The 13,144-nt window shown below is 45.6% G+C and carries 5 protein-coding genes, 3 pseudogenes and 1 riboswitch; of the genes and pseudogenes, 1 reads left to right on the forward strand and 7 read right to left on the reverse strand.

Features of this window, described 5'->3' with window-relative positions; translation table 11 throughout:
• Together A372_RS0106915 and A372_RS0106920 are read right to left on the reverse strand one after the other, a co-directional pair.
• Positions 1-3,310, reverse strand: a pseudogene (locus tag A372_RS0106915) (polymorphic toxin-type HINT domain-containing protein); the annotation flags it as partial.
• A 167-nt stretch (positions 3,311-3,477) separates the two neighbouring features.
• Positions 3,478-5,199: a hypothetical protein gene (locus tag A372_RS0106920; RefSeq protein WP_019420102.1), complete on the reverse strand. Its 1,722-nt coding sequence runs from the start codon at positions 5,197-5,199 to the stop codon at positions 3,478-3,480.
• A 1,204-nt stretch (positions 5,200-6,403) separates the two neighbouring features.
• Positions 6,404-6,488: riboswitch (cyclic di-GMP riboswitch) on the forward strand.
• Between the two features lie 108 nt (positions 6,489-6,596).
• Between A372_RS0106920 and A372_RS33445 the strand changes: the two genes are divergently transcribed.
• Positions 6,597-10,475, forward strand: coding sequence for a glycosyl hydrolase family 18 protein (locus A372_RS33445; RefSeq protein ID WP_036703561.1), 3,879 nt, complete (start codon positions 6,597-6,599; stop codon positions 10,473-10,475).
• Between the two features lie 203 nt (positions 10,476-10,678).
• Here A372_RS33445 and moaA read toward each other — a convergent pair whose 3' ends face one another.
• The 5 genes and pseudogenes from moaA to A372_RS0106945 all read right to left on the reverse strand — a co-directional run.
• Positions 10,679-11,695 carry a GTP 3',8-cyclase MoaA gene (gene moaA, locus A372_RS0106930; protein ID WP_019420104.1) on the reverse strand — a complete coding sequence of 339 codons (1,017 nt, stop codon included), beginning with the start codon at positions 11,693-11,695 and terminating at the stop codon, positions 10,679-10,681.
• Positions 11,696-11,836: 141 nt separating this feature from the next.
• Positions 11,837-11,998 (reverse strand): annotated as a pseudogene (locus A372_RS36230) (molybdenum cofactor biosynthesis protein MoaE); the annotation flags it as partial.
• A gap of 117 nt (positions 11,999-12,115) precedes the next feature.
• The gene (locus tag A372_RS37220; protein WP_019420105.1) at positions 12,116-12,265 is read right to left on the reverse strand and encodes a hypothetical protein; all 150 of its coding nucleotides are present in this window, start codon (positions 12,263-12,265) and stop codon (positions 12,116-12,118) included.
• A gap of 2 nt (positions 12,266-12,267) precedes the next feature.
• Positions 12,268-12,429, reverse strand: coding sequence for a hypothetical protein (locus tag A372_RS37225; RefSeq protein WP_157259470.1), 162 nt, complete (start codon positions 12,427-12,429; stop codon positions 12,268-12,270).
• Positions 12,430-12,634: 205 nt separating this feature from the next.
• Positions 12,635-12,931: pseudogene (locus tag A372_RS0106945) on the reverse strand (nitrate reductase Z subunit alpha); the annotation flags it as partial.
• Between the last annotated feature and the right edge of the window lie 213 nt (positions 12,932-13,144).

The raw sequence follows: 13,144 nt of genomic DNA on the forward strand, positions 1-13,144 counted from the left end.
CAACAGCCACTGCTTGTTCCGTACGCAGCCCGCGAACCTCATAATCGTAACCAATACGCGTTTGATCCGGATAGGTAATGGATGCTAGTTCTCCTGATGGATAGTACGCATAATTTGTCGTTCCCGTCTGATCGGTCATGGCCGTACGGTTTCCTGCTGCGTCATAGCTGTAGGAAATCGTCTCGTCCGGTGCGATGCTGGTTATTAGGAAATTCCGGTTGTTATATACGTACTGTTGAACCTGACCTTTCCGATCGATGCTCTTAATCAAGTTACCGTTGCCGTCATAATAGAAACGCTTGCTCTGCTTCTTCGGATCGGTTTGCTCCAGCAGACGGCCGATATCGTCATACCGCTTCTGCACCGTATTTCCGTCCGCATATTTGACTTCGATCACATTTCCAGCCATATTATACCGGTAGCGCGTCGTTTTCCCTTCGGCATCCGTTACGGCGATCATGTGTCCCAATACATCGTACTCGTATTTCGTTGCGTTATTGTTTCCGTCGTATGCAACCTTGACGTTACCCGCATAGTCGTATTCGTAACGGGCCAATACCACCGCCTGACCAGACGGCTTGATTTCCTCTTTCTTTATAACCCGATTCATGATGTCATATGTTTCACGACTCGCGTTGTTGGCCCCATCGATAGTTGTCTTCGTATTGGCTACATCGTCATAAACGATGCGGTTCATACCATGAAGGAAGTTTTCCTTGATAACTCGATCCCAGGCATCGTACTCATATTGAAATCCGGATCCGTTAAAGTTCCCTTTGCGAATGAGCCGGCCGTTCTCATCATACGCATGTTCGGCAATACCACGCCCGTTGGTTTCGGCGATAAGATTGCCGAGCGGATCGAAATGCTTCTCGATTCGCAGCCCATTCGGATCGGTGATGAACATCTTATTTGCTTGATCATCATAAACGATTGTTGTCTTCGTTCCATCCGGATTGATGTCGGCCGTAATTCGCCCCAGTTTGTCATACGTATAGGAGGTACTGTTTCCATTGCCGTCTGTAAATTTGGTCGGAAGCCCTGTCTCAGGGATATAGTCCATACTGCTTTCGACCACTTCATTGCTGCCGTCAACGTTCTTAACGCCTACGATTTGCCCACTTAAAAAGAATCGCTTGAAATCAGGGCTGAATTGCTGATAAACAACAGTCTCGGAAGTATCTCCCTTGATTCGAATCTTGAGCGGATTGCCGGCATAGTCATACTCATAATTTAGCTGCTGAACAATTTCTCCCTTGTCATTCTTCGAGATCGCCTGCATTAATCCTCCGCGATCCTCATCATATTCATACTCGGAACGCAGGTTCATGTCCCGATCTATCGGCAGGACACTGTTCATCAAGCCGAACTTCCTCAGCGACACGATGGTGTACTCGTAACGGCTGGTTGCCCCGAGCGGATTCGTCTCGGATTCAATAAAGCCCCAGTCATTACGATCATACGTCCGTGTTGTAACACGGGACGCGGATGAAGCTCCTCCTTGATAATTCGTCTCCTCGATGCGGATCGGATTCGGATTTCTTCGAGCTGTATCGTACCTGTACGTAAACACCTGACTGTCGTTTGTTCGCTGATCTACCATAGCCTTCCTCGTGTTATATACTACCGAAGGAGAGAGGTAATCCGTATACTGTTTGTCGTACGAATAGGTTACGGTCTTAAATTTGTCGTACACCTCTACAGAAAACGTGAAGTTTTGATCGAAATACTTCCCTACATCCCCATTGTTATATCTCAATATCAGCTCATTCTTCTTCGTATTTTTCTGTGAGCTATAGTAGTTACGGCGTGCTTTGTACCTTATAACCTGCTCTTCCGCATACTCTCCGATCTTCCGATAAATAACACTATCGAATCCATATTCCGTAATGGCCTTGGTTGGGTGTTCAATTACCCCCAGCGCGATAGTCTCGTTCTTTCCCCAGAATATGATGCGATCATTTCCAGTCAGATATTTGTATGAATCAACCAGATTAAAATTCAGCCAGTTCCACACGCCGTAATCATATTTGGTCGAACGCCCAAGCGGATCGATTACTTCCGTTAAGATATCTTGCTCCCGGGAGAGCACATCATTCTTTATTTTATTAACCCTTTCTTTCTTATAGATCACCCTTCGATCCCCGGTTTGGATAGAGATCGTATTATCGCTGTTGTAGGAAATATTCATTTCGTTCGTATATCGGTGATCCCTGCTCGAGCTTCGGATTTGATACAGAACGTAACCAACATCTGGTTGGTATTTATACGAAAATTGAATCCAATTGCCGTACTTATCTTCAATTAATATCAGTTGGCCGGAATGGCTAAAATACTGCGTGATTCCCGTCTTCAGATTATTGAGTTCATAGGAGGCTCTATCTCCTGTCTGTAGGTACTTGTCCGTATCACCAAAATCCAAATCGCGGAATGGATATCCGAGCAGTCGGTCATTTTCGGATAAGCTGTAGGTGCCAAGGCCCGAAATGTAGATATAGCGGTTGTTGTTGACCTTCTTAATATACGAAATGTCCCAGATCCACCCTTTGCCGAGATGGAATATTTGTTCTTCCTGTGTTTCCTGCGTACTGTTCTTCCCATTCCATCTGTCCACATAAATATCGTCCTTCGCCAAAGAGCTGTCATAAATTCTCCGCAGCGCAAAGTCCAAGCCGTTCGAGCCCGGCATGACCAGATCGGTTATTTCTACGCGCAGGGATCCATCTACGGTCGAGATATGATCATTTACTGCTCCAACGGAATAAGGAGCTTGATCCAGCCGAATCGGCTTATTGCGCAAGGCGATCTCATCATAAGGCTCGCTGCCGGAGAACATCCGCAATCCGTACACCAGATCCGTTACCGACCGTTCCTTCTTGCCGTATACTTGCTCCGTTACACTGGCTTGATATACAGCCTCCGATACACTTTTCACTTGTTCCTGATGAGCTATAAGTGGATCTGGAGAAGGCTTCGGATAGGTACGATTCATGAATTCTCCATAGTCTTTCCCCTGCCGCAGAGCTTGCAGGCCTTGATAGATTTGATGGAGTTCATAGCCTTTGAGCAGCTCCTCCTGCACCCAATCCCGGGTCACGCCGAATGTCTCGGTAAGGGACGTGACGGTAATCAGCTCGTCTGGGTCAAAATCTGCAAAGGTTGCTTGCGGAGCATACACACTGGAAGTTACTGTCGGATACTTCTCTATGTCTGAATTTTCAAGTGCAAAAGCTTCTTGTGCAGACGCGAGAGGCACGCTTGTAATCAATAATACACATACGAGAATTAGTGATAACCATCTTCTCAACATGATCTCCCCTATCAATTATCTTTCCTTACTCTTATTATTTTGCATTTGGCATAAACAGCGTCGTTCCCATTAAGAAACCGCTTACCATTCAGGCAATTGAACAGCTGAAATGTTAAAAGCAGAGGCCTGAGGAGTACTAGGAGTATTAAAAGTTTATGTCACTCATTTCATTCCATCCCTTCCGGCAGGAACATTTCTACCGGACTTGAAGGGTTGTAGAAAGGATTAAAGCGTAAATCATGAACCACTACACTTGCTTCCCACGGCTCGTCAGGATTTATCGGTACTAAGCGTGCGGAGATCCTTGCCTTGGCTATGCCCGGCGGTATTTCTCCCTCTATACTAACAACCTGCCCATGGTTTTCTGGAGTTAACATGTAAGTTTCGGTTTGTGTGGGTACGCGCATATTAATTTTTTTTGGATATAGTTCAACTTTAACTTCCAATTTAGCATTTTTACTGCTTTGGATAAAGATTTCGCCTCTTAATGAGAATTTGCTTGAAAAAGTATCATCAAATACTCTAATTATTTGCAAAATTCCTGCCGAACTATCTTGCCCCCATTGTCCCAGCGGTACAGTAATTTTTTGCCCTCTAACTCTATCGCCCTTCCCATAAATCCCCACTTCCTTCATATTACGCCCATTTATTTTTTCCCAGCCTTGTGCTATATCGCTATTCTTATCAAATATGGTAAAGAACGAGTTCCATAATGCCTGTGGCTCTATACTATACTCAAACGTGACACCATCAATATGAACATGTCCGAAACCACGATCACTATCAAAGCGTGCCCCCACAAAAATGGTTGCATAAACAGTACCCTTTGGAATGCTTCCTCTGATTGAAACGGTCATATTAGTAAGACTATCAGATGAAGTATAATTGGTTCCCATTAAAGTACCATGCTGATTAAAAAACAAGATGCGTAAATGCGATTCCGCGTCTCCTACTCGATGGGATATCCCTCTTATCTGATATTTTCTTTTATCATCCAGCAGAATATTTTGGCTTATATATATTTCTTTGCTTCCGCCGTCATGATGGCGGCCTACAACCTGGCTTCTTTTTCCGCCTTTATCCCCTTCGATATAGAGCCTAGAAGAATAGGTGTTGTCTGCATCATCCCAGTAATCTGAGATTGTACCTCCTATCGTTGAGATTCCCTCCCCTTGGAAATCATAATTCATGAGTAGATTAAAGAAAGGATCGTAATCATAAGTAACATCAACACCCCTAATTGTTATCGCGCCGGCGGCATTGCTTCCCGTTGCGTGAATCACTAATTGAATGACTGCTTTTTTTGCATTATCGGGAACACTACCTATTTTCTCACTTATTGTATAAAAGAAATTGCTCGTTAACGTGCTTTTTTTAGCAACTCTTTCGATAACCTTGCCATTGTCATCCACAAATTCGAGCGCCATTATTGCCTCCGCATTCTGCAGATGTTCAATCTTCAAAGAACTTTTCATACCTCGTAGGTATTTATTTGAATCTGCAGAAATAGAAATCGTTTGCTTAATGCCAATCGAACTTCCAATAGGCATATTAGAAGCTTGAATTTGCTGATGATTTCTCGATCCAATCTTTTGAATGCCATAACTGGATACCGCTTCCCTATCCGTCACATAGGACCAGCCAATCGCCTTGCCGGCATTGTTTACGTTTTTAAAATCACTGTTTGTCACCTTTTCGTATACCTTCTTGCTCACACTTCTACTTGTCATATTGCCATTCTTATCTGCCTGATATGTGATATCCGTATCATCATTCGTGATATTCTTTATGTTTCCATTCTCATCATAACTGTACTCCGCGTCATAAGCGTTGACGCTAGATACCAAAAAAACTGCTAGAATAAAAATAAAAGCAATCTTTTTATTCATTTTCCAACCCCACCTTTCTGGATAAAATACAGCCCCACTTCGTTAAACTATAGCTCCATCGCCTTCCTCCTTTATTTTAGAAATCAACCATAATAATACCTTTAATTTCCTCTAATATCCATAGTTGTTTTTATTTCACCTTCCTTGAGTGCGGCCGTGCTCGGATCCGTCACGACTCTAGCTCTCCCTTCGACGATACCAGGAGATACGTCCAATTAAGGCTCCTTCCGGTGCATCGCCTCCGTCCAGCTTGACCTCGATATTCTCCCCTTCACTCGTTATCTCTCACGGTGGCTGCAGCCGTTGATAATACGCGAAACTTGCCTTGCGGACAGCGATTAGCAACTGAACATCCTAATCGAAAGTGCAGGATAAGACATCCAGCATTTCAGGCAAGGTTAGGAAGAAAATATCGTCGCATTCGCAGCGGCGCGGGTTTCGCCATTATTTTCCCAACCGAAACTAAATAAACCAGAAACCATTCTCAAATTACCTGTATCCCTTGTGGCTCTAGGATTGGAGCTGGATCTATGAACCTGAGAGGTTGGGAAAAATAAAGAAAAAACTCCATTACCGTAGCAGTTCCGTGTCGTTCTAGAGTCGTTGAACTGCTGCTTCATTGCGCAAAAAGACGCGAACTTCTTGCGGCTGATGATAAGCCAACAACTACCTGTTCAACTCTCCTCCCCAAGAGCCCGGCCTCCAGTTATTAAAATGGTTTTGTTCATCATGGCGTACCTCCTAGATGCTTAGCGAAGCAAAGCCCGCTTCGAAAGCATGCACTTTGCATACAAAGCAAAACCACCAGTTAATTCTCACCATTTTATGGTGTATATTGTATCCTTTCCTCCTTCCTATGACCTATTGCTCAGATTCTTCTACATACCCAAAATATGTAAAAATATATTACAAGGAATGCTAGAAGAAGTATACGGTTACTGGGCTGAGACATATTATCAAACGAGTTGGCATAAAAATGAACTCCCTTATCACAGCCGTTCTATCATGTCTGGCATTTCAAATGAATAATAAAATCGAACTATGTGCTGCCTTTCACAATTAATTCTTAAGTCCCATTAAATAAGCGCGTATTTACTGTATATTAAACGATACAAACAGGCATCGTTCTGCATACAGAATGAATAGTCAAAACATTATTTCCACCTGTGAAGATCGAAAATGAAAGCGCATGCATTTTTACACAGGTATTACTAGGCAAAGCTAGGGAAATCTAGTGACGCAAAGCTAAAGGGGCTAAAGAAGAAATTCTATGCCAGCCAGTTGCCGATTAATAGAATCCACTCCCTATTAGTCGTATGCGTTATTTATGAATTGCTCATAGTAAGAAACACCCTAGCTGCCTATTAATATAATACATTGATAGGAAGTGAACACGGATGAAGACAAGGAGAAAGCAGAGTGCCCGAAGGTTATTCGCAATGACGGTGATGACCATTATGATGTTCGTATCTTCATTGGCGCCGGCCTATGCAGGAACGACTATTCCCGCAGCAAAGGAACCTGTTGTAAAGCAGAGCTCGACAAAGGAAATCCGTAATGTCATGTATTATGGCGATTGGTCGATCTGGGGAGGACAAGGGAGCTTTTATCCCAAGGATATTCCCTCGGATCAATTAACCCACTTGAACTATGCGTTCCTCGATTTTGATGCCCAAGGCAACCTCGTCTTTACGGACAAGGATGTGGCTGTAGGCGCGCCTGTCGGCCAGGATGGCGTACAATGGGATGCAGCCAATGCCGGCGCACTTATCGCCCTGCAGCAATTGCGTGCAGAAAATCCGAATCTGAAAATCGGCATCTCTCTTGGCGGATGGTCCAAATCAGGTGACTTCTCCGTTGTAACGGCAGATGCTTCGAAGCGGGCGAATCTGGTTCAGAATGTAATGAAGTTCATCAAATACACGAACATGGACTTCGTGGATGTGGACTGGGAGTTCCCGGCTGAAGTTCGCCAGCCAGATCTGGTCGATAATAAAAACGATGAAGGCACGAAATACGCCACGCCGGAGGATAAAAATAATTATATTTTGCTCCTGCAAGACTTGAAAAACGCATTGAATAAACAAGGAGCCGAGCTTGGTAAAGCGTATGAGCTGACTGTTGCCCTGCCCGCTCCCAAAAAGAAGATTGATATCGGCATTGATGTGCCTAAGTTATTTAACATTGTAGATTTTGCCAATATCATGACTTATGACATGCGCGGCGCATGGGATGAGGTAAGCGGCCATCACACCGGCTTGTATCCGAATCCAAATGACCCGCTCACCGGCAACAATCTATCCATTGACGAGAGCGTGAACTATTTGATTCAGCAAGGTGCCGAGCCGAGCAAGATTGTCATCGGAGCGGCTTACTATACTCGCGGCTGGGATAAAGTGTCGCAAGGATCCGACCCGAATCATCCGGGACTATTCGGTGAAGCCGCACTATCTGCCAAGGATGCGGATTACACTCCATCCCGCGGCGCGGTTGGCGAATCCCCTCTCGTCCTTGGGGACGGCGGCCGCCGAACAGGGACTTGGTCTTATCGCAATCTCGACAAGTTGAAGGCCACATACCCGAATCTCAAAGAATACTGGGATGATTTTGCAAAAGCTCCCTATCTGTATGATGACACAACTGGCGTATTCTACACGTATGACAATGAAAAATCCATTCATGAGAAAACGAAATATGTGCTTGCGCACGGTTTAGGCGGCGTCATTGCTTGGATGGCTGCCAATGATGCCCCTACTACGAACCCTGCCAAGCGTGACAAATTAACAAAGGCGACGAAAGAAGGCCTCTTTGGAAGTCAGCCGTTGAAAACACATGAGATCCAATATGCCAAGCTGGACGTGACGGCTGCTATGAAACCGTATACAGAGCCTTGGGGCGACAATAAAGGGTATGAAATTACCCTCGTCAATAACGAGTCTTTGACCGAATCGAATCAAGTATTGAGAGCCGTGGAAAGAGGCGCAAAAACGGTTAAGCTGCCGAAGCTTTACATCCAAGCCGATGGACCGTTGACTTCCGGCGATTATTTGGCAGGAACCGTAACCAATGAGAACGGTTATACGGTCGTCGATTTGAAATCGGTTTATGACGCCAAAACGATTGAACCTGGCAGATCCTATACGTTCAAACTTAAGGGAGATGCCGAGATTGCAAGCATGGAACTTGTTCAGCGGGTATCGAATAACAGCCCGGAAATGAATAGACAATTCATTCTGGGCGATGAGACTCCAGGCAAGAATCAAGCGCCTGTATTGCATGGCGTATCGGACTACACGATTCAAGTCGGCGACGTGTTCGATAAGCTGGCCGGCATAACCGCTACCGACGTGGAAGACGGAGATTTAACGTCGCGCATTGCAGTGACGGGAGAAGTAAACACCAATCTGGCTGGCAAGTATCAGCTGACGTATTCCGTAACGGATTCACAAGGATTAACGGCAGAAAAAGCTCGCACGATTACGGTTGTCGAAGCGGCGGTATCTCCAGAGTATAACTTTGGGGTTGGTGAAGGAATCGAGTGGCCGAAGCAAGTCAATTCTCCGTTCATGGATATGGTTGCATGGGTTACTAAGCCAGGCTATTCCAACAACGGTGCGCCTAACCTCGTCAGAATTTCAGAGGATACAGGCGTGAAATTCTTCAATCTCGGCTTTATTCAATCCATCTCGAAGCAAATCGTTGACGGTAAAGTGCAATGGGGCTGGGGAGGATACTCTGTCCTGAATGAAAAGAATGTAGACAACGCCCAATATCAAGGAATTAAGCAGTCTATCCGGGAACTGCGCGAGATGGGCGGCGATGTCACGATCTCGCTAGGCGGTTTGAACGGCGTTACGTTCTGGGAAGTGACTCAAGATACAGATACGCTCTTCAATACGTATATGGAGCTTGTTCAAGGCTATGGACTGACCAGATTAGACCTAGATATTGAGGGCGGCGCTCAGAACAAAGCCCTGAATATCGCCAATGCGAAGGCGATTAAGAAGCTGCAAGATGCAACGGGAGTCGATATCGTATTAACACTCCCTGTACTGCCAAGCGGTCTGACTTCCGTTCAATTGGATGTGTTGGAAGCTTACTTGTCTGCCGGCGTGGATGTCAAAGTCGTGAACGTTATGACGATGTGCTATGGAAACGGAACACTCCTACCTGGTGAAAACTATGGATCCGCTTCTCTGAGAGCCGTCGATTCGACGAAGAATCAAGTGAAGCAATACTTCAAGCAATTTGCAAACATGGATCTAACCGAGCAAGAGGCTTATGGAATCATCGGAACAACGCCATCTATTGGCTTTGAGGGCGAGGCTCATCCGATCTTTACGACAGAATGGTCGCAATGGGTTGTGGATCATGCGATCGACAAAGGGTTGGCCATGACCTCCTTCTGGTCCATGAACCGGGATGCGATGCTAGAAAATAATATTGGTGTTACAGCGCAATATCAATTTACCGATATTTTCAAAACATTCGGAAATGGAAGCACCCCGCCGGTAGCTTCAAAACCCGTGATTCATGGCGCAACGGATAAAACGATTTTCGTTGGCGAGCAATTCGATCCGAGAGAAGGAGTTACCGCTACGGACAAAACGGACGGCGACCTCACCGATCGCATCGTGATCGAAGGAACGGTTGATTCCTCTACTCCAGGAGCATATAAGCTGGTGTACACCGTAGAGAACAGCCAATGGCAGCAAGCGGTTGCTGAACGTACTATCACCGTTGCAGAAAAGATTAACAACAAGCCTGTGATTCATGGCGCAACGGATAAAACGATTCTTGTTGGCGATCATTTCGATCCGAGAGAAGGGGTTACCGCTACGGATGAAGAGGATGGCGACCTGACCGATCGCATCGTGATCGAAGGAACGGTTGATTCCTCTGCTCCAGGAACATATGAGTTGGTATACACCGTAGAAGACAGCCAAGGCCTGCAAGCATCTGCAGAACGCCATATTACCGTTACGGATGAACTTGTGGATACCTATGATCCGAACAAGATCTATCTAGAAGGCGATACGGTCATCTACAAAGGAGACAAATACACGGCTAAATGGTGGGTACGAGGAGAAGCGCCAGATACCTCGCAAGCATGGAAAAAAGAAGTGATTCCAAATGAAGATGGCAGTGTGGATTACGTGCCGGGCTCTGTGTATGTAGAAGGCGACTTAGTCCGCTATGAAGGCACACTCTATCAAGCCAAGTGGTGGACACAGAGCATTCCGGGAAGCGATGAGTCCTGGAAGCTTGTAGAATAATAGAAAGACGAAGCTGTATCTATCAGGGCTGACCCGTGCATGGAAGTCTATAATCGAGGATGTATTTCCGTTATGATTATAGATGGCCTGCATGGGTTAGTCCCTTCTCCTTGCTTTCAACCTGAATGACGACCGTAGCCGCCGAAGCTTCTCTTTCCTTGAAACACTTCGTGATCAAAAGATGACTTATTGAGCAACCTCTTCTACCCGCCAATATAGGACATGTTTATTTTTTTTCGCTGTATCGCCGTCTGTTCGGTACGTTCATCCGAATAGCGGTCATTCCGCTTCTCCCACAAACCGCGAATAGCGGCAAGGATTTCATGGTCCGCCACACCTCCGCGAATCAGTTCTCGCAAGTCAAATCCCTGCGAAGCGAACAGACAGGTATAAAATTTCCCCTCCGATGACAACCGCGCACGCGTACATGTCGAACAGAACGACTCCGATACGGAGGTAATAAAGCCAATCTCGGCTTTACAGTCTGTGTATCGATATCGTTGTGCAACCTCCCCATAGTAATGGGGGTCTAAAGGTTCCAATTCGTAGGTAGCGCACAGTCGTTCATAAATCTCCTTTTTGGTGACAACACGCTCAAAGCTCCAGTCATTGTCGTTCCCTACATCCATGAATTCAATAAAACAGAGCGTGATTCCCTGTTCTTTGAAGTAGGCTGCCATAGGCAGGATTTCTTGTTCGTTTACACCTTTTTGCACAACCATGTTCACTTTAATTTTGAAGCCTATTTTTCTCGCATGCTCAATATTTTCCAATATAGCAGCAGGTTTAATCCCACGCCCATTCATATGTGCGAAAAGATCCGGATCCAGCGCATCCAAGCTAATGTTCAATCTGCGCAGACCTTTATCATATAATTGCTGGGCGTACTGCTTTAGGAGAAGACCGTTGGTGGTCAATCCGATATCCTCGATCCCGTCAATATGAACAAGCATCTCCACTAATACCGGTAAATCGCTTCGCAATAAAGGTTCGCCGCCAGTTATACGAATCTTCTTCACACCGAGAGAAGCGAATAGTTGTGCCACGCGGCAGATCTCTTCAAAGGTCAGCAGCTCATTTTTCGGTAAGAACATAAAGTCATAACCGAAAATTTCCTTCGGCATGCAATATGTGCATCGAAAATTGCAGCGATCGGTGACTGAAATGCGCAAATCGCGTATCGGTCGGCGCAACTGATCACGCATGGGTTCTATGGTCATATTACAGCCTCCCTCTCTCTTCATGCTATTCCGGCGTATTCATATTTTGAAACACATGGCCGGAGTTCACGGTTAACTTGCTTCCCTGAATCCATCGCACATCAACTTGTGCCAATAATCTCATTACACTGTATTGAACCTTGCGCGTTTCTTTTCCGCCATCGGCACATAGGCCTCATAAGCCAAGTATAACGTTCTCACACCTTGTGTCCACTCTTGTACATGACCCGTAGTCACAGCGCCTGCACCTGGATGCAGTACAAATTCCATAACATAATGAATATTCAGGGGGCCGTCGATAATCTCTTATTGCTTCATTTAATGCTCACCTTCTAAATAGTCTAACATCATTCATCTATACAAGCTTCATCCTGGTTGCCCAGCACCGTTATATCTTCGTCCCGATCGATATCCGCATCCTTATATGCCAAGACAAGTATGAATGTTATTCGATACTTTCTGCAACCAATCCCATTTTTCCTTCGTGCGTACAATGACCACTTTGGGCTCCAGCGCTTCCTTAAATCCCTCTACGAAAATAATGTGTGGCTTGGCTAACGCAGCTAACATGATTAATTCTTGAAGCTCAGGCCGCCCTCCATATGCATATGCATCTGAACCATACCGTCGCCAACTGCGATAGAGCTTACAGCTCCCTGAGACAGGAACTTCATACTGTCTGTGTCTGCAGACGGCATGGAGAGCGGTCCGCCGCGTCCATGATGCTTAATCACCGAGACACGCAAACCTCGGGTTAACCAGGAACTGAATCCACTTTTCGAACCGTGTCGTTTTCCCGCAATTTTTATAGCCTACTACCTGCAATATTTTCATAGTACCCACTCCGCAGGCCCTTCCTCAACCCCTAATAAGAGTACGTCCACTTCGCGTCTGCTTCATTCCCGCGGATCCGCCCGGGAGAACGATCAACGCATTGCCCCACGCGATCGAAGCGCCGCGCGGGCAACCGCGCGGTTCAAATTCAGGCATATCCGGACCGCATGATGGATAATCGATCTGCTGATTTTCCCATGTAATAATTCCGTTCTTCACAAATACCTTCCAACTGCAGGATCCCGTACAATTGACGCCGTGCGTAGTACGTACGACTTTATCGTGCGACCAACGCCCGCGATACATGTCCTCCCATGTACGATCCTTTTCCTCGAGAATCGACCAGTTGCCTGAATAACTTTCTGTTGGCTTAAAGAACCTCAGTCCAAATTTCCGTTTCATTTGGAGATCACTACTCCTTCTGCAGAATGACAAAGATTTGACGGGAATCAATGATTTGTCTATTCTTATACACTCATTATGAAAGGGAACCATTTTCATTTCTATAAGGGGAAATCCCTATATCCTTTCGGGGAAATCCCTCTTTTTTTCAAAAAGCCGTCATTCGCAGCACATAAAAAACCGTCTCCCGAATGTTCGATTCAAGAGACGGCT

Source organism: Paenibacillus sp. OSY-SE, assembly GCF_000283315.1.
Classification (GTDB): domain Bacteria; phylum Bacillota; class Bacilli; order Paenibacillales; family Paenibacillaceae; genus Paenibacillus_B; species Paenibacillus_B profundus.

Coding starts and splice junctions, on each gene's coding strand:
- A372_RS0106920 (WP_019420102.1), bottom strand. CDS start 5,199: ATGAATAAAAAGATTGCTTTTATTTTTATTCTAGCAGTTTTTTTGGTA.
- A372_RS33445 (WP_036703561.1), top strand. CDS start 6,597: ATGAAGACAAGGAGAAAGCAGAGTGCCCGAAGGTTATTCGCAATGACG.
- moaA (WP_019420104.1), bottom strand. CDS start 11,695: ATGACCATAGAACCCATGCGTGATCAGTTGCGCCGACCGATACGCGAT.
- A372_RS37220 (WP_019420105.1), bottom strand. CDS start 12,265: ATGTTAGCTGCGTTAGCCAAGCCACACATTATTTTCGTAGAGGGATTT.